Source organism: Amycolatopsis nigrescens CSC17Ta-90, from assembly GCF_000384315.1.
GTDB classification, from domain to species: Bacteria; Actinomycetota; Actinomycetes; order Mycobacteriales; family Pseudonocardiaceae; genus Amycolatopsis; species Amycolatopsis nigrescens.
In genome coordinates this window covers 4,071,467-4,087,802 of record NZ_ARVW01000001.1, presented here as the reverse complement: position 1 = coordinate 4,087,802, position 16,336 = coordinate 4,071,467, and the positions used below count along the sequence as shown (strand labels likewise).

General features: G+C 70.2%; 19 protein-coding genes. 8 read left to right on the top strand and 11 right to left on the bottom strand.

What is annotated here, in order from left to right; translation table 11 throughout:
* Positions 1-7: 7 nt before the first annotated feature.
* Entirely contained in the window at positions 8-439 is a 432-nt protein-coding gene (locus AMYNI_RS0119350) for a DUF6319 family protein (protein ID WP_020669691.1), read from the top strand.
* Positions 440-530: 91 nt separating this feature from the next.
* Entirely contained in the window at positions 531-1,271 is a 741-nt protein-coding gene (locus AMYNI_RS0119345; protein ID WP_051116341.1) for a VIT1/CCC1 transporter family protein, read from the top strand.
* A gap of 66 nt (positions 1,272-1,337) precedes the next feature.
* On the opposite strand, the gene AMYNI_RS0119340 is transcribed toward AMYNI_RS0119345, so the two are convergent.
* Positions 1,338-2,795: a peptide MFS transporter gene (locus AMYNI_RS0119340; protein ID WP_026360656.1), complete on the bottom strand. Its 1,458-nt coding sequence runs from the start codon at positions 2,793-2,795 to the stop codon at positions 1,338-1,340.
* A 185-nt stretch (positions 2,796-2,980) separates the two neighbouring features.
* Between AMYNI_RS0119340 and nhaA the strand changes: the two genes are divergently transcribed.
* The 3 genes from nhaA to AMYNI_RS0119325 all read left to right on the top strand — a co-directional run bounded on the left by nhaA (position 2,981) and on the right by AMYNI_RS0119325 (position 5,727).
* A complete protein-coding gene (gene nhaA, locus AMYNI_RS0119335) occupies positions 2,981-4,186 on the top strand; it encodes a Na+/H+ antiporter NhaA (RefSeq protein ID WP_020669688.1) in 1,206 nt (401 codons plus the stop codon).
* A gap of 72 nt (positions 4,187-4,258) precedes the next feature.
* The gene (locus AMYNI_RS0119330; RefSeq protein ID WP_020669687.1) at positions 4,259-4,762 is read left to right on the top strand and encodes a phage holin family protein; all 504 of its coding nucleotides are present in this window, start codon (positions 4,259-4,261) and stop codon (positions 4,760-4,762) included.
* 17 nt (positions 4,763-4,779) lie between these two features.
* Entirely contained in the window at positions 4,780-5,727 is a 948-nt protein-coding gene (locus tag AMYNI_RS0119325) for an alpha/beta fold hydrolase (RefSeq protein WP_020669686.1), read from the top strand.
* 49 nt (positions 5,728-5,776) lie between these two features.
* Here AMYNI_RS0119325 and AMYNI_RS0119320 read toward each other — a convergent pair whose 3' ends face one another.
* Genes AMYNI_RS0119320 through nth form a run of 4 tightly spaced genes read right to left on the bottom strand, consistent with a single transcriptional unit; the run spans position 5,777 to position 8,973 of the window.
* The gene (locus AMYNI_RS0119320) at positions 5,777-6,961 is read right to left on the bottom strand and encodes a MarP family serine protease (protein WP_020669685.1); all 1,185 of its coding nucleotides are present in this window, start codon (positions 6,959-6,961) and stop codon (positions 5,777-5,779) included.
* Between the two features lie 7 nt (positions 6,962-6,968).
* Positions 6,969-7,685, bottom strand: a complete 717-nt coding sequence (locus AMYNI_RS0119315; RefSeq protein WP_020669684.1) for an NUDIX hydrolase — start codon at positions 7,683-7,685, stop codon at positions 6,969-6,971.
* A complete protein-coding gene (locus AMYNI_RS0119310) occupies positions 7,682-8,293 on the bottom strand; it encodes a TlpA family protein disulfide reductase (RefSeq protein ID WP_020669683.1) in 612 nt (203 codons plus the stop codon). Before AMYNI_RS0119310 ends, AMYNI_RS0119315 begins: the two co-directional genes overlap by 4 nt.
* The gene (gene nth / locus AMYNI_RS0119305) at positions 8,290-8,973 is read right to left on the bottom strand and encodes an endonuclease III (RefSeq protein WP_020669682.1); all 684 of its coding nucleotides are present in this window, start codon (positions 8,971-8,973) and stop codon (positions 8,290-8,292) included. Before nth ends, AMYNI_RS0119310 begins: the two co-directional genes overlap by 4 nt.
* 299 nt (positions 8,974-9,272) lie before the next feature.
* On the opposite strand from nth, the gene AMYNI_RS0119300 reads away from it, so the two are divergent.
* The 3 genes from AMYNI_RS0119300 (at position 9,273) to AMYNI_RS0119290 (ending at position 12,077) form a co-directional block, all read left to right on the top strand.
* Complete coding sequence (locus AMYNI_RS0119300) at positions 9,273-9,524, top strand: hypothetical protein (RefSeq protein WP_020669681.1); 252 nt, start codon at positions 9,273-9,275, stop codon at positions 9,522-9,524.
* Positions 9,525-9,745: 221 nt separating this feature from the next.
* Positions 9,746-10,420 carry a Crp/Fnr family transcriptional regulator gene (locus AMYNI_RS0119295; protein ID WP_026360654.1) on the top strand — a complete coding sequence of 225 codons (675 nt, stop codon included), beginning with the start codon at positions 9,746-9,748 and terminating at the stop codon, positions 10,418-10,420.
* A gap of 394 nt (positions 10,421-10,814) precedes the next feature.
* Entirely contained in the window at positions 10,815-12,077 is a 1,263-nt protein-coding gene (locus AMYNI_RS0119290) for an MFS transporter (protein WP_020669679.1), read from the top strand.
* Between the two features lie 4 nt (positions 12,078-12,081).
* Here the strand turns inward: AMYNI_RS0119290 and AMYNI_RS0119285 are convergent, their stop codons facing one another.
* From AMYNI_RS0119285 to sp36, 6 genes are all read right to left on the bottom strand, one after another.
* Positions 12,082-12,858, bottom strand: a complete 777-nt coding sequence (locus AMYNI_RS0119285; RefSeq protein WP_020669678.1) for an MBL fold metallo-hydrolase — start codon at positions 12,856-12,858, stop codon at positions 12,082-12,084.
* Positions 12,855-13,616, bottom strand: coding sequence for an NUDIX hydrolase (locus tag AMYNI_RS0119280; RefSeq protein WP_051116531.1), 762 nt, complete (start codon positions 13,614-13,616; stop codon positions 12,855-12,857). Before AMYNI_RS0119280 ends, AMYNI_RS0119285 begins: the two co-directional genes overlap by 4 nt.
* A gap of 179 nt (positions 13,617-13,795) precedes the next feature.
* Positions 13,796-14,914: a hypothetical protein gene (locus AMYNI_RS0119275; protein ID WP_020669676.1), complete on the bottom strand. Its 1,119-nt coding sequence runs from the start codon at positions 14,912-14,914 to the stop codon at positions 13,796-13,798.
* Positions 14,915-14,954: 40 nt separating this feature from the next.
* Positions 14,955-15,584 (bottom strand): hypothetical protein, encoded by a 630-nt coding sequence (locus tag AMYNI_RS0119270; protein WP_020669675.1) that lies wholly within the window; start codon positions 15,582-15,584, stop codon positions 14,955-14,957.
* Positions 15,584-16,039 carry a RidA family protein gene (locus AMYNI_RS0119265; RefSeq protein WP_020669674.1) on the bottom strand — a complete coding sequence of 152 codons (456 nt, stop codon included), beginning with the start codon at positions 16,037-16,039 and terminating at the stop codon, positions 15,584-15,586. The genes AMYNI_RS0119270 and AMYNI_RS0119265 overlap by 1 nt, the downstream gene beginning before the upstream one ends.
* Before the next feature lie 13 nt (positions 16,040-16,052).
* A complete protein-coding gene (gene sp36 / locus AMYNI_RS49120) occupies positions 16,053-16,214 on the bottom strand; it encodes a Sp36 family protein (RefSeq protein ID WP_020669673.1) in 162 nt (53 codons plus the stop codon).
* Positions 16,215-16,336: the final 122 nt, after the last annotated feature.

The window sequence follows — 16,336 nt, the reverse complement described above, 5'->3', positions numbered from 1 at the left end:
ACCGACGATGACCGTGGATTCCTTGACAGAACCAGAGCAGAAGGCTCCCGAGGTTACCGACACCCCGGCCACCGAGACCGCAACGGACACCGAGGCCCCTGCCACCGGTGAAGCTGCCGAGGGCGCCAAGCCCAAGCGCGGCAGGCCGAAGGGCCCCGCCGCGAAGAAGACCCGCACGGTGGAGCTGACGCTCACCGTCACCGGCACCGCCGACGGTGAATGGCAGGCCGAGCTCAAGCACGGCAGCAAGTGGGTCGCGCGCGGGCTGGAGATCCCGGCCGCCGCGGTTTCCCGCGCGGCGAAGGAACTGCACGAGGAGCTGTCCATCCCGATCGACGAAGTGATCAACGCCGCCCGCGAGCAGCAGGCCGCGAAGGTGGCACAGCTCGAAGCCGAATTGGAGCAGGCGAAGCAGGCGCTCGCCGAGCTCGACAACTGAAACACGGCCCCGTTTCCCGGGGCGGTCGATCGATGGCCGTCCCGGAAACGGGGTTTTTTCTGTCTCCGGCGCCGAATTCGCGGCACCGGCGATGCGGCGCGTTCCGTGTTTGACTGTGGCGGTGACCGAACAGGCCCATGACGGCGAACACCACGAAGACATCGGCGGCAGGCTGAACTGGCTGCGCGCCGGCGTGCTCGGCGCGAACGACGGAATCGTCTCGGTGGCCGGCCTGGTGGTCGGGGTGGCCGGTGCGACCACCGAGCGGACCTCGATCCTGGTCGCCGGGGTGGCCGGCCTGGTCGCCGGCGCGCTTTCCATGGCCGGCGGCGAGTACGTCTCGGTGAGCACCCAGCGGGACACCGAGCGCGCGCTGCTGCGGCTGGAGAAGCAAGAGCTGAAAACCATGCCGGAGGCGGAAGAACGCGAACTCGCCGGCATCTACGAGCAGCGCGGGCTTTCCCCCGCGCTGGCCGCGGAGGTCGCCAGGGAGCTGACCGAAAAGGACGCTCTCCAGGCGCACGCGGACGCCGAACTGCGGATCGACCCGGACAATCTGACCAGCCCGTGGCAGGCGGCGTGGGCGTCCTTCGGCTCGTTTTCGATCGGCGCGCTGCTGCCCCTGCTGGCGATCGCGCTGCCACCGGTCTCCCTGCGCGTCTGGGCCTGCGCGGCGGCCGTGGTGGCCGGGCTCGCGCTCACCGGTTTCGTCAGCGCCCGGCTCGGCAACGCCGGTCCCGCGCGGGCGGTACTGCGCAATGTCGGCGTCGGCGCGATCACCATGCTGGTCACCTACTACGTCGGCGCCCTCTTCGGCGTCACCACCGGCTGAATGCCGTGAAGGCCACCTTGCCTACTTTGAAGGTAGGGAAGGTGGCCTTCACGGACAATCGGGCGGTTAGCGGACGCCGGACATGAGTTTCCGGATGAACGGGCTGATCACCGCGATGACCACGCCGACCGCGATCGCGACACCACCGATGACGCCGAAGTACGGCGCCTCGTTGTTCTCGTTGTAGTACTCGGCCAGCGAGCCGGACAACGCCGAGCCGAGCGCGATGGAAAGGAAGAACAGCGCCACCATCTGGCTGCGGAACACCTTGGGCGCCAGTTTCGTGGACAGCGACAGGCCGATCGGGGAGAGCATCAGCTCGGCGACGGTGAACAGGAACAGGATGCCGACCAGGCCGAGGATCGGGGCGGAGTTGGCGCCGCCACCGGTCATCGGCAGGAAGGCCAGGAACGCCAGCCCCATGATGCCGGTGCCGAGCGCGAACTTGATCGGAGTGGACGGCTGGCGCGGGCCGAGCTTCGTCCACAGTGCGGCGAACACCGCGGCGAACACGATGATGAACACCGGGTTGATCGAGCTGACCCAGGAGACCGGAATCTCCCAGCCGAACAGGTTCCGGTCCAGCCGCTTGTCCGAATAGATGGTCAGCACGGTGAACTGCTGCTGGAACAGCGACCAGAACGCGGTGCTGGCGATGAACATCGGGATGAACGAGAGCACCCGCTTGCGCTCCACGGGCTCCACCTTGCGGCTGCTCAGGATCACTCCGAAGAGGACGATCGCGGCCACGGCGGTCACCCCGGCCACCACGTCCGCCAGGTTCGCCGCGGTCACCAGTCCGGTCAGCATGGCGGCCAAGACCACCGCCACCACCGCGACGCCGATGCCGATGAACTTCGGCCGTTCCGCAGCGGGCAGCGGGCTCGGCACCACACCGGCGTTCTCGCCGAGGTTGCGGCGGCCGATGGTGTACTGCACCAGGCCGATCGCCATGCCGAGCGCGGCGAGGCCGAAGCCGTAGTGGAAGCCGATCTTGTCCTGGGCCAGGCCGGTGAAGATCGGGCCGAGGAAGCCGCCGAGGTTGATTCCCATGTAGAACAGGGAGAACCCGGCGTCGCGCCGCTCGTCCTTCTCGCTGTAGAGCGTGCCGACCAGCGCGCTCGCGTTGCCCTTCAGGCCACCGCTGCCGATCGCGACGCAGACCAGGCCGACGCCGACCCCGGTCAGTCCCGGCAGCAGGGCCAGGCTGATGTGCCCGATCATGATCAGGATGGCGCTGTAGAAGAGGGTGCGTTCCGCGCCGAGCAGCCGGTCCGCGACCCAGGCGCCGACGATGGTGGACAGATAGACCATGCCGCCGTACGCGCCGACGACGCTGGTCGCGGTGGCCTCCGGTTGCGCGAGACCGCCCTGGTCCACCGTGTAGTACAGATAGATCGCCAGGATGCCCTGCATCCCGTAGAAGGAGAACCGCTCCCACATCTCCACGCCGAAGAGGTTCGCCAGCCCTCGTGGGTGCCCGAAGAATCCCTTGTCGCGCGTCACCTCGGCTGAGGTACTCACAACTCGCCCGTCCTTGTGGTCTAGACATCGTTGTCACCTTGCATGGTAAGCCTGCCCAAACTGACGGGTGCGCGGCACCACAGTTGGTAGGGAATTCAAGAGCGAAGCCGCTAAAATGTTGTTAAAGGTGCGCCGGGAAGTCTGGTCGGCAAAGGTAAGAGCCGACCGATCATGGAGCCGCCAGCGTGACCTCAGCCGAGCCGAGCCGTCCGGCCAAAGCCGTCCAGGAATTCGCCCGCTACCTGCGTACCGAGACCACCGGCGGGATCATCCTGCTGGTCGCCACCGCGATCGCGCTGGTCTGGGCGAACTCCCCGCTCGGCGACGTCTACCGCGCGATCAGGGACTTCGAGCTCGGCCCCGAGCTGCTGCACCTCAACCTCTCCATCGGCGACTGGGCCAAGGACGGGCTGCTCGCCCTGTTCTTCTTCGTCGCGGGACTGGAGCTCAAACGCGAGCTGGTGGTCGGCGAGCTGTCCAACTTCAAGGCCGCGGCGCTGCCGATCGTGGCCGCGATCGGCGGCATGGTGGCGCCCGCGGTGATCGCGCTGAGCATCGGCTGGGGCACCCCCGGCATCGACCGGGCATGGGCCATCCCGGTGGCCACCGACATCGCCTTCGCACTCGGCGTGCTCGCGCTGACCGCGTCGAACCTGCCCAGCAGCGCCAGGGTCTTCCTGCTCTCGCTCGCCGTGGTGGACGACCTCGGCGCGATCATCGTGATCGCGGTGCTGTTCACCGCCACCTTCAACCTGGCCGCGGCCGGCGTCGCGGTGCTGGCGCTCGCGCTCTACGCGTGGCTGCAACACCTGCGGGTGCGCTCGTCGTGGCTGTACGTACCGCTGGTGCTGATCACCTGGGTCGCGGTGCACTCGGCCGGCATCCACGCCACCATCGCCGGGGTCGCGCTCGGGCTGCTGACCAGGGTCCGGCCGGACGAAGGCGAAGAGGAGGCCCCGGCCATCCGGCTGGAGCACCGGTTGCAGCCGTGGTCGGCCGCGCTGGCGGTGCCGGTGTTCGCGCTGTTCGCCGCCGGAATCGAGATCAGCGCCGACTCGCTCGGCTCGGTGTTCACCAGCGCGCTGCCGTTGGCGATTCTGATCGGACTGGTCGGCGGCAAGGTGATCGGCATCCTCGGCGCCAGCCTGCTGGCGGTGAAACTGCGGCTGGCCGAGCTGCCGCGCGACATGGGCTGGCGCGACCTCGGCGCGTTGTCGCTGCTCGGCGGGGTCGGTTTCACGGTCAGCCTGCTGATCGCCGATCTCGCACTGGACGGCGAGGCGAGCGAGCTGGCCAAGGCGGCCGTGCTGATCGCGTCCGCGATCGCCTCGCTGACGGCGGCGGCGCTGCTGTTGCGGCGCAGCAAAGTACACGCCGACCTGGATGAGTAGTAGCGAGCGCCGGACGCGCAATTTCGTCCGGATAGCGCGCCCACCGAGCTTCGTTTGGCGACGCATGGCACGATGGGCGCCGTGAGCAGCCCCAAACACCAACGCAACGACCCCGCCGGTGCTGGGGCCGTGTCCTATCTACCGCTGTCCAGCGACGAGGAGAACGGCGCAGGCGAGGAGTCGATCGGGAAGCTGGTCAGCGACGCGACCCAGCACCTGTCGACGCTGGTCAGGGCCGAGGTCGAGCTGGCGAAATCGGAGGTCGTCAAGGAGGTCAAGAAGGGCCTGCTTGGCACCGTCTTCTTCATCCTTGCCGGTGTGATCGCGCTGTACAGCTCGTTCTTCTTCTTTTTCTTCCTCGGCGAGCTGCTGTCCGAGTGGTTCAAGCGCTGGGCCGCGTTCGGCATCGTGTTCGCACTGATGATCGGCTTCGCCGGGTTCCTCGCCTTCCTTGGCTACCGCAAGGTGAAGAAGATCCGAGCGCCCGAGCGGACGATCAACAGCTTCAAGGACACCGCCGCCGCCCTCAAGCCCGGCCGCGAGACCGAGCACGAGCTGCCCGTGGTGCGCGGCTGAACGTCCAGCAGTCCCTCGTGCCGGCGCCCGATCCATCCACCGTCCGCATCGACGGCCCCTGGACGCACCGGGACCTTTCCGCGAACGGCATCCGGCTGCACATCGCCGAGGCCGGGCACCCGGACGGGCCGACCGTGGTGCTGCTGCACGGGTTCGCCGAGTTCTGGTGGGCCTGGCGCCACCAGCTGCGCGCACTGGCCGAGGCCGGGTTCCACGTGGTCGCCGCCGACCTGCGCGGCTACGGCGACTCGGACAAACCGCCGCGGGGTTACGACGCCTGGACACTCGCCGGTGACGTCACCGGCCTGGTCCGCGCGCTGGGCAAGCGCCACGCCCATCTGGTCGGGCACGCCTGGGGCGGCATGCTCGCCTGGTCCACCGCCATCATGCATCCGCGGTTCGTCTCGTCGGTGAGCGTGCTCGGCGGCGCGCACCCGCTCGCGCTGCGGGCGGCGATCCCGCGGACCGTGCTGCGCCGCAGGCGCACCAGCCAGGCCAGGGCGGCCGGGCACCTGTTCGGGTTCCAGCTGCCGATGGCGCCGGAGCGGCGGCTGGTGCGCGACGATGCCGAGCGGGTTGGCGCGCTGCTGCGTAAGTGGTCTGGGCCGGCCTGGCCGGAGACGGCGGATTTCGACGCCACCGCCAAGGTGCTTCGCCAGGCGATGCTGGTGCCCGGGGTGGCGCACAGCGCGCTGGAGTACTACCGCTGGGCGTTCCGCGCGCAGTTCCGCGGGGAGGGCAGGCGGTTCACCGACGCCGTCGGCACCCGCGCCGGGGTGCCGGTGCTGCAACTGCACGGCGCGCAGGACCCCTGCGTGCTGGAGGAGACGGCGCGGGCGTCGGCACCGTGGCTCGGCCCGCGGTCGAAGTTCGAGTCGCTGCCGGGGATCGGCCATTTCCCGCACCTGGAAGCCCCGGAGCAGACCAGCAAGACCCTGCTCGCCTTCCTGTCCGGTCGTGAGTGAAAAACGTTGCCGGAGCAACACTTTTCACTCACGACGGCTGACCTGCGAGTTAGCCGGCGCAGGGGCCGGTACCGACCCTGGCGCTGAGCGAAGGCGCGGTCTCGACCTCCGGCGCCACCTCGGCCGCGGTCAGCGTGAACCCGGTTTCCGGGTCCTCCACCGACGCACCGAAGACGACGCCGACCACCCTGCCCTGCGGGTCCACCATCGGCCCGCCCGAGTTACCGCTGCGCACCTTCGAACGCACGGTGAACACGTCCCTGCGCACGGTGTTCGCGTCGTAGATGTCGGGGCCCTGGAGGTTGATGCGCTGCCGGACCCGAGCCGCCTCGGCGGTGTACGGGCCGTCCAGCGGGTAGCCGAGCACGATCGCGCTGTCCCCGGCCCGCGCCGGCTCCGGGGCGAAGGTCAGCGGCTCGGCGTCCAGCCTCGGCACGGCGAGGATCGCGACGTCGGTCTGCGGGTCGAAATAGACCACCCTGGCCGGGAACCGGCCCTCCGTGGTCTCCACCGCGGTCTCGTCGGTACCGGCCACCACATGCGCGTTCGTCATCACCCGCTGTGGCGAGATGACGAACCCGGTGCCCTCCAGCGCGCGCGAGCAGGATGACGCGTTGCCGCGGATCTTGAGCACGCTGGGATGCAGGTTCTGCACCACCGGGCTCTCCTGCAGCGCGACGTCCGGCGGTTCGATCTCGGTGATCGGCTGCCGCTGAAAAGGGTCCACAATGGACGGAAAGCCGGAGCGGTCGAGCAGCTTGCGCAGCTGGTTCGGCAGGCCCTGCGCGGACTGCGGCATCACCGAGTTGACCCCGCCGAGCACGGCCGAGTTGTTGATCGCCGAGGCCAGCCCGGGCAGCCCGGCGACGCTGGTCAGCGGCAGCGCGATCAGCCAGGCCACCACGAAGACCACGGCGCCCTGCACGATCGCGCCCAGCGTGCTGTCCGCGCCGCGCAGCTTGTCGATGTTGATCTTCTGCCGGACCTTGCGGCCCGCCCACACGCCGAGCGTTTCACCGAGCGCGACCAGGAACACCACGGTGGCCACCGCGAACGCCACCTTGGCCGCCGGATTGTCGAACAGCTCCACGACCAGCGGCGCGAGCCGGATACCGGCGATCGCCCCGAGCAGGACACCCACCAGCGCCGGCAGCGCGATCACCACGCCCTGGCGCGCACCGGAGACGGCCGCCAGCACGGCGAGCAGCACCACCAGCACATCGACCCAGTTCACTACCGAACTACTCCCTGCCTCCGGCATCCGGATCATGCACAGTACCCAGGCGGGTCTCGTGCGCGGACAACGCCACTTCGAGGTCGCGGACGTCGGACCGGTCCCAGTCCCGCTCCCAGCCCGCCAGCGCCAGCAGCACGGACAGCAGCCCGGCGGTGAACCCCCAGACGAACAGGCCGTGCACCTCGAAGACCGGACCCTGCCAGCCGCTGCCCGGCCTGGTGACCTGGTAGCGGTTCGCCGGGTCGGTCAGGTCGGCCACGGACACCCTGGCCACCGCGGCCGTCTCAGCGAAGTCCACCGGACGCACCGGCGACGGCTTCTCCCAGTGCGCCAGCACCGGGGTCACCGCGAAACCGGACACCGGCACGAACAGTTCGGGCAGCACGGCCACCGGCCGCACCCCGGCCGGGTCGACCCCGGTCTCCTCCTCGGCCTCCCGCAGCGCGGTGCCCACCGGCCCGTCGTCGCCGGCATCGGCGACGCCACCGGGAAAGGCGACCTGACCGGCATGCGAGCCGAGGGTGTCCGCGCGGCGCAGGAGCAGCACGTCCGGCCCGCGCTCGTCCTCGCCGAGCAGGATCAGCACCGCCGCCGGCCGGGTGGCCCTGTCCGCGGGCGGACGGAACCGGGTGAACGTGCGCGAGTCGAGGGTCCCGCTGATCTCCACCAGCGGGCGCAGCCACTCCGGGACCGTGTCCAGGTCCACCAGCGGGCCGGTCACGGCGAGCCCGTCACGGCCCGGCGGACCTGGTCGGGGGTTTCGAACACCGGCGGGTCGCCGATCAGCCGGACCTGCCCGTCCGGGGTCACCAGGAAGGACGCCGGCAGCCTGGCCGGGGCGCGCAGCGCGGTGCGGACCGGGCCGGTCTGCCCGTCGCCGTCGTGCACCACGGGCAGGTGCACACCGAGCCGGGTGAGCAGCTCGAGACCGTCCGCCGCGGAGCTGGCGCCCTGCACAGTGAGCACGTTCGCTGCACCGGGCTGGGCGGCGTACGCGGCCAGCACCGGCAGCTCGGTCTTGCAGGGCTCGCACCAGGTGGCCCACAGGTTGACCAGCGTGGTGCGCCCGGCCAGCGCGGTGGCGAGGTCGACCGGCGCACCGTCGCCGAGGCAGGACGCGGCGACCTCGCCCATGGCGGGCAGCGCCCCTGCCCTGCCGTCGCCGGCCGGGCAGGGCGGGAGCGCGGCCCGCGCCCTGGCGGCGCCGAGGTCGGGATTGGCGGTGATCGTCGCGCTGCCGCCGGGGTCGTTGTCCCTCGGCAGCAACGCGACGATCACCGCCAGCACCAGCACGGCCGCCGCGAGCGCCCCTTTGGTCAACGCGGTCACGGGCGCTCCAGCATCGCCAGCAGGTGGTCCCGCTCAGGTCCCTTGACCAGCTTCGCGGCCGCTTCGAACTCGGTCGGCCCGGCACCGAAGGACGGGCAGTCCCTGGCCAGGATGCAGGCGCCGCAGGCCGGTTTGCGGGCATGGCAGACGCGGCGGCCGTGGAAGATCACCCGGTGCGAGAGCATCGTCCACTCCTTGCGCGGGATCAGCTCCCCGATCGCGTGCTCCACCTTCACCGGGTCCTCCAGCTCGGTCCAGCCGAACCGGCGGACCAGCCTGCCGAAGTGCGTGTCCACGGTGATGCCGGGGACGTCGAAGGCGTTGCCGAGCACCACGTTCGCCGTCTTCCTGCCCACTCCGGGCAGGCTGACCAGGTCCGCCAGCTTCGCCGGCACCTCGCCGTCGAACCGCTCGACCAGCGCCGCGCCGAGGCCGAGCAGCGAGTTCGCCTTCGCCCGGTAGAAGCCGGTCGGCCGCAGCAGCTCCTCCAGCTCGGTGCGGTCGGCGGCGGCGTAGTCCCGCGCCGTGCGGTACCGCGCGAACAGCGCCGGGGTCACCTGGTTCACCCGGACATCGGTGGTCTGCGCGGACAGGATCACCGCGACCAGCAGCTCGAGCGGGGTGCGGAAATCCAGCTCGCAGTGCGCGTCCGGATATCCCTCGCCGAGGCAACGCAACATCCGCCGGGCACGTCTCACCAGTGCGAGATGGCTTTCCGGGTTTCCGGAGGGCTTGGGGACGCCACCCTTCCGGGGGGCGTTTCCGACTGCGGGTGGCACCCCGATAGCCTACGGGCGCTATCCGACGGCTGTTCTGGGAGCACCCGGCTCCCGGTGGGGCCGGCACGCCGACACGCCACAGCCCGAACCTTGGCGCAGAGATCGAACGCCATGAGCGAGGATCTGGAGTCAATGCCTGCTACATCGAGCGCCCGATGTCCTTCAGTGTCTCTTTCGGAACGCGTATCGAGTAGGGAATCATGACTGTCTGGTTGGTAATCGCGGTACCGTTCGTGATGATGATGTTCCCGCTGCTCATGGAGCGGGTGGAGAGCCGCCTCAAGCACGTCGCCGTGCAGGAGGAAGACGTCGAAGAGTTCCTCGAGCAGGCCCAGCCGAACGAGGTCAGGGCGCTCTACGGGCACGGCATCGGCCGCGCGCTGGAGCTGTTCAGGCTGCGCCGCCTCGGCGGAAGAGCGGCCAAGCTGCGGCCCCGAAAGGTGCGGGGTTAGGCTCCACCGTCGAGCGAGATCGTCCGCGAACCCGCCTGAACTGCCGGTATCCGTACGGGCACCCTCCGGTGCCCGGTACTCACCCGGCTGGGCGGGTTCTTGCGCGCCCCGGCGAGCCAAGGGGCGATCTGGCCCGCAGGACCTACACTGCACGATAGTGATCGGCAGCACGCTCCTCTTCGGATGAGGATCGCGGTGGCCACACGATGAGGAGGCACGAGGTGGACGAAACCCTGGCCCGGGCGGGCATTTTCCAGGGTGTGGAGCCGGCTGCTGCGGAAGCGCTCGCGCAGACCCTGGAAAGCGTGGAGTTCCCCCGGGGCCATGTGATCTTCAACGAAGGCGAACCCGGCGACAAGCTCTACATCATCCAGTCCGGCAAGGTGAAGATCGGCCGCAAGTCCCCGGACGGCAGAGAGAACCTGCTCGGCATCTTCGGGCCGTCGGACATGTTCGGTGAGCTGTCGATCTTCGATCCCGGCCCGCGGACGTCCAGCGCGACCACGGTGACCGAGGTGCGCTGCGTGACGATGGACCGTGCCGCGCTGCGCCAGTGGATCTCCAGCAGGCCGGAGATCGCCGAGCAGCTGCTGCGCGTGGTGGCACGCCGGCTGCGCCGGACCAACAACATGGTCGCCGAGCTGATCTTCACCGACGTGCCAGGCCGGGTGGCCAGGGCGCTGCTGCAGCTCGCGCAGCGGTTCGGCAGCCAGGAGGCCGGTCTGCTGCGGGTCAGCCACGACCTGACCCAGGAGGAGATCGCCCAGCTCGTCGGCGCGTCGCGCGAGACCGTGAACAAGGCGCTCGCCGACTTCGCGCATCGCGGCTGGCTGCGCCTGGAGGGCAAGAGCGTGCTGATCCTGGACCCGGAGCGGCTGGCCCGCCGGGCCCGCTGATCCGATACCGGCCCGCCTGACGGTCGGGCCGGAAAACATGACAGCCAGAACATAACGAAGGGCCGGGCGCCACCCCCGACGTGGCGCACCGGCCCTTCGCTGTGCGCGGACCATCCCCCGACGGCCCGCGCTCCCCGCCCTCCGGACTAGGCCCCGACCCGTATGCCGGAGGGAGCTGGAAATCGCGTTCTGTTGCTTTTACCTTCGCACGACCCCTACCCCAAAACTCAAGGCCGTTCACCCTCACAGACGCCATCAGCGCGGGTTCGTTGCGCGAAACCGGGCATATGACGGTGACCGTTACTCAACCGAGATCAAACTTCCGGGAGAGAGTGACGCAGGTCGCCCGGAAACAATTGGTACTGATGTACCAATATCAGGCATACTGGTACTCGTGTCCCACTCTGCGTCCGAAGGCCATGCCACCCTGGCCGACTACCGCACCGCGCTGACCGCCCCCGGCTCGCGCGGTCCGGCGGTGGCCTCACTGCTGGCCAGGCTGCCGATCGCGATGATCGGTATCTCCGCCCTGCTCTTCGTGCAGCGCGAAACCGGCTCGTTCGCGTCGGCCGGGCTGGTCTCCGCCGGCTCGCTCGTCGGCGTCTCGCTGGGCTCGGTGGTGCAGGGCAGGCTGATCGACCGGTTCGGGCCGACCAGGCCGCTGCTGGTCACCGTTGGGCTGTTCGCGCTCGCGATGACCTCGCTGGTGCTCGCCATCGAAGCGCACGCGCCGACCGCGGTGCTGGTGCTGCTCGCCGGCGGGATCGGGATCAGCGAACCGATGGTCGGCTCCGCGTCCAGGGCGCTGTGGGGACGGCTGCTGCCCGCCGGCCCCACCCGCAACGCGGCCTTCTCGTATGAGGCGATCAGCATGGAGGTCTTCTTCATCCTCGGGCCCGGCCTGGCCGGGGTGCTGGTCGCCGCGCCGTGGGCGGGCACCGGCCTGGTCGCCGGCGCGCTCTGCATGATCGTCGGCGCGCTGATGTTCGCGCTCAGCCCGACCGTGCGGGCCTGGGGTCCCGCGGAAACCCGCGGCGGACGGCTGCTCGGCGCACTGGCCAGTCCCGGCATGCGCACGCTGGCGCTGGCCGCGCTCGGCTTCGGCATGGTGATCGGCTTCGTCGAGGTCGCGGTGCCGGCCGCGGCGACCAAGGCCGGTCATCCGACGATCGGCGGGCTGCTGCTGTCGGTGTGGTCGGTGAGCTCGGTGGCCTTCGGCGTGGCGTACAGCCTGCGCCCGTGGCCGCGCCCGATGCGGCTGCGGCTGCCGGTGCTGCTCGCCGGGTTCGGCGGGCTGGTGGCCCTGCTCGCGTTGCCGTCCTCGCTGTGGGGCCTGGCGCTGGCCATGCTCGCGGCCGGCGCGCTGATCACCCCGCAGTCCACCACGCACTCCGCGGCCATCGAGATGGTCGCGCCGCGCGGCACCGCCGCCGAGGCGTTCGGCTGGGTGCTCACCGCGATCACCCTCGGCCTCGCCGTCGGCCAGTCGATCAGCGGCTACCTGGTGGAGCACAGCGGCCCGCCGGCGTCCTTCCTGGCCGCCGGGATCGGCGCGGTGCTGATCGCCGGGTTGGTGTGGCTGCTGCGCGGCACCATCCGCCCGATAGCCGACGGCAACAACGACTCCGCCCCCGCTCTCATGGCGGCGAACGCTTGAGCGGCTAGCCGGTCTCGCGGAGGTAGTCGAGCTGGGCCCGGACGCTGTACTCGGCGGGTACCCACAGTGCCTTGTCGACGTCGGCGTAGACCAGCTCCACCACCTGGCGCGGGGTGGCGTCCGCACCGAGTTCGGCCAGCGCCGCCCGCACCTGGTCCAGCCGCTGCTCGCGGTGGGCAAGGTACTCCCGCGCGGTGGCGCGCAGATCGGGCAGCTCGGGACCGTGACCGGGCAGGCCCAGCGTGCCGGCCGGCAGCTCGATCAACGTCCGCAGCGAGCGCAGGTAGTCGCCGAGATCGCTGAGAATGGTGGTGCCGCGGCCGAGCACGGTGTCCCCGGTGAGCGCCAGCTCGGTACCGTCCTGCCGGATCCGCAGGGTCACCGAGTCCTCGGTGTGCCCGGGGGTGTGCAGCACCTCCAGCTCGAGCCCGGCCGCCGAGACCACCTCGCCGCCGACCAGCGGCTCTGCGCCGAGGCAGAGCGACGGGTCGAAGGCGCGCACCGGCGCGTCCACCCGCTCGGCCAGCCACGGCGCGCCCTCGGCGTGATCCGCGTGGTGGTGGGTGAGCAGGATCAGCGAAACCGGCGCCACCCCGGCCAGCGCCCGGAGGTGGTCGGGATCCTCGTAGCCGGGATCCACCACCACGTGCGACGCGGAGCCCGGGGCCCGCAGCACCCAGCTGTTCGTACCTTCCAGGGTCATCGCGGACGGGTTGTTCTCCAGCAGCACCGACGCGATCGGGGTCACCGGGCGGAGTACGCCGTAGGCCGGGTGCGTCACTGTTCCTCCAGCACGATGCGGATCTGGTCGCCTTCGCGCACCAGCGCCGGGCTGATCTTCCTGATCTCGCGTCCGGCGGCCAGCACCTCCGACGTGTTCTCGTAGTCGCCGATCTCGGTCAGCGTGATCCAGGTCGGCGGCATCAGGTTCTGACGGCCCGCGGTGGCGTCCGCGATCGTCTCCTCGGGCCGCTGCCAGCCGGAGCTCTCCGCCTCGGTGGTGGCCCCGTCGGCGCGCTGGCCGTCCGGCAGCACGGCCGCAAAGAAGCGGGTGTCGTAACGGCGCGGCTCCTGCGCGGGGGTCACCCAGTTCGACCACGGCCGCAGCAGGTCCGCCCGCAGGGTGAGCCCTTCGGCGGCGAGGAAACCGGCCAATGACAGCTCACGGGACTCCAGCGCGGCTCGCGCACCGGCGTAGACCGAGGTGTCCTCGACCACGGCGTCGCCGGCCGAAGCCAGCAGCACCCCGGACTCCTCGAACATCTCGCGGACCGCGGCGCAGACCAGCGCGCGGGCCAGCGACTCGGAGCAGTCGAACCACACCGCCCATTTCGCGGCCGGCGGGCCCGCCCAGCTGATCGAAGCGTCCGCGTCGCGCGGGTCCACACCGCCGCCGGGGAACACGGTCATCCCGGCGGCGAACGCCATCGCGGCCACCCGGCGCTGGAGGAAGACCTCCACGCCGCGATCGGTGTCGCGCAGCAGCACCACGGTGGCCGCGTCCTTCGGGGTCACCGGCTCCGCCACATCGGGGCGCATGGTGAACCCCGGCGGCACGTCGAAGGTCAGTCTCTGGGGTAGTTCAGGCACGCCCGAAAGATACGCCCGGTACGGAAGGATCTACTGCCAGAGCCACTGAATACTGCTGTGACCTGCGAGACCCGCGCCGTGGAACTCGCCGTGGCCGAAGGCCCCGACGGATCTCACCCCCGGCGCCCCTAGGCGCCGGAAAAGCCGTCCACCCAGCGGGTGCTGTTCTGCTCGCCGCCGCGGTTGACCCCGTTCATCCTGATCTTGGCCGCCTCGGCGCGTTCCCGTTCGGCCAGCTCGGCGTGCAGCTCGCGGAGGAGCTTGCGGTCGCGGTCGGACAGCTGCGGGTCGTCCAGGTCCAGTTCCGGCAGCTCGACCACCTCGCCGGCGTCCAGGCTCGCCGCCGCGATCGCCTTGCCGCGGCTCGGGTCCTCCGCCAGCGCGGCCCGCAGCTGGGCCACCTCGGCCGAGCTCATGTCGGACGTTTTCTCGGCCCGGTCTTCGGCCCCGCCTGGTGCTGCCTGAGTTTCTTGGCGCGCCTCCGGAATACCCACCTCGTCGCCGTCGTCCACGGTGTCCTGCTCGGCGGTGTGCCTGCCCTGCGACTCGGTGACCACCGGGGCCGAAGCCATCGCCGGGGCGGGCTGCACCGGGCTCGGGGACGAACTGTGCGAGCGGCGGTCGCCTGCCAGCCACACCGGCGTGGCCGAGCCGAGCGCCTGGTCGTGGTAGCCGGCCTTCTCCGCACCGGGACCGCAGACCTCGACCACCGAGCGGATCCCGGACCGCCGCAGCGCGGTGTCCACCCGGAACGCCACCGCGGGCGGGTTGCCGTCCGGGCCGATCTCCACCAGCACCACCCGCTGCGGCAGCGGGCCGGGCACGCTGCCGGCCGGGGTGTTGCGCCATACCGCGTGCACCGCACGCAGGTCCGGCAGCACCTGCACGGTGCGGTCCAGTGCCTCGGCGATGCCGTTCTCCGGCTGGTTGTCCCCGCTGAACCGGTGGGCCGGCCCGTGCGCGGCCTCGTCCACGGTCAGCTGGTCGGCCAGCGTGGCGTCGGACCGGCTCAGCTCCAGCACCAGTGCCAGCTCGCGCTGCTCGGCGCCGGTCACCGGCAGCTTGCCGGCGATCAGCGCGCCGGTGGCCAGCTCGATGGCCTCGGCGAGGTGAGACCGAGCGACCAGCTCGCGCGCTTCGGACAGCGCGCTGTCATCCAGCCGACCTGCCAAGGTGAGCAGCAGGTTGTGCAGTCGCAACGGCACCGCGAACCCCTCGGTCGTGAGTCCGTCGTGGACGTCGACCATGCCCTAACAACTCCCTCCAGCTCGCCGGATGGAGCGAGCGTCACGCAGCGGCGAGTCGATGCCCGGTGTCCACCGCACCAACGCAAACCAGTTCCGAGTTCGCGAGCGCGGCCTGGTGGTACCCGGGAAGTTCGAACCGCGGCGGCATCACCTCGACGCTGGGTTCCTCATCCCCCAGGACGCGCATCACCCGCTGCAGTTCGCCGGTCAGCCTCGGCATGCTGGAAAGCGCGGTGATCAGCAGTACTCGCTTCGCCTCGCGCTCACCGGAAACACCACCGTGCCGCCAGCTTTCCCGAACTTCACCCACGTCGGGTCGACCACGCAACGTTGCGTGAATCAATACCGACACCGAGTCGACGGAGTTCACCCATTCGGGCGCACTCCGGGTGAATGTGTACCCGGTCTGAGTGATGTCGTCTACCCCAAGCGTCGAACTGACCTGGTGCCAATCGGCGCCGTGCGGGACCAGTCCGGCGACCAGCAGGCGGTACTCGGGCTGATCGAGGTCAATGCTGTGCTTAAGCAAAGATCTTGGTAGCGTGCGCGCGAGGGTGCTCATCGCGCCCTCGCCGAGCCAGTCGCGGAAGCGCCACAGCAACCGGTCCGGCAGCCGGCCCGCCAGTCGCAGTAACAGTTCGTGACAAGCAAGCTCGATATCCGGGTCCATCAGGACACCTCCACGATCAGTTCGACCTCAACCGGGGCACCGAGCGGAAGCTCCGCGACACCCACCGCGGACCGGGCGTGCACGCCCGCCTCGCCGAAGATCTCACCGAGCAGCTCGGACGTTCCATTGAGCACGGCGGGCTGCCCGGTGAAGCCCTCCGCGGACGCCACGAAACCCACCACCTTGACGATCTTGACCACCGAGTCGATCCCCACCAGCGCGTGCACCGCCGCCAGCGCGTTCAACGCGGAGGTACGGGCCAGGCCCTTGGCCTCCTCTGGACTGACCTCGGCGCCCACTTTGCCGGTGGCCGCCAACGTGCCGTCGACGAACGGCAGCTGTCCAGCGGTGTAGACGTACGAGCCGCTCCGGTTGGCCGGCACGTACGCGGCGAGCGGGGCGGCCACCGCGGGGAGCTCGATGCCGAGCTCGGCGAGCCTTGCACTCCAGGTCATCGGCCCGCCTCCGCTAGCTCTTGGCTCGTTTGAGGTAGGCGACATGCTGCTCGCCGCTCGGGTTGGGCAGCACGGTGACCAGCTCCCAGCCGTCCTCGCCCCACTGGTCCAGGATCTGCTTGGTGGCGTGGATCAGGAGCGGAACCGTCGCGTACTCCCATTTGGTGGCACTCATGGGGGCGAGCGTAACGACCGCATCAAGTTGCCGGTCCAAGACCTGACCAGCTCACTCAAAGTAATCATCGGCTACCGGTAGTCCACCCTGATGTGTCCTAGCTGACCAGCGCGAACTCCAGG

Coding starts and splice junctions, on each gene's coding strand:
- AMYNI_RS0119350 (WP_020669691.1), top strand. CDS start 8: ATGACCGTGGATTCCTTGACAGAACCAGAGCAGAAGGCTCCCGAGGTT.
- AMYNI_RS0119300 (WP_020669681.1), top strand. CDS start 9,273: ATGACTGTCTGGTTGGTAATCGCGGTACCGTTCGTGATGATGATGTTC.
- AMYNI_RS0119330 (WP_020669687.1), top strand. CDS start 4,259: ATGGGCGCCGTGAGCAGCCCCAAACACCAACGCAACGACCCCGCCGGT.
- AMYNI_RS0119265 (WP_020669674.1), bottom strand. CDS start 16,039: ATGACCTGGAGTGCAAGGCTCGCCGAGCTCGGCATCGAGCTCCCCGCG.
- AMYNI_RS0119275 (WP_020669676.1), bottom strand. CDS start 14,914: ATGGTCGACGTCCACGACGGACTCACGACCGAGGGGTTCGCGGTGCCG.
- AMYNI_RS0119345 (WP_051116341.1), top strand. CDS start 531: ATGCGGCGCGTTCCGTGTTTGACTGTGGCGGTGACCGAACAGGCCCAT.
- nth (WP_020669682.1), bottom strand. CDS start 8,973: ATGTTGCGTTGCCTCGGCGAGGGATATCCGGACGCGCACTGCGAGCTG.
- sp36 (WP_020669673.1), bottom strand. CDS start 16,214: ATGAGTGCCACCAAATGGGAGTACGCGACGGTTCCGCTCCTGATCCAC.
- AMYNI_RS0119270 (WP_020669675.1), bottom strand. CDS start 15,584: ATGGACCCGGATATCGAGCTTGCTTGTCACGAACTGTTACTGCGACTG.
- AMYNI_RS0119280 (WP_051116531.1), bottom strand. CDS start 13,616: ATGCGCCCCGATGTGGCGGAGCCGGTGACCCCGAAGGACGCGGCCACC.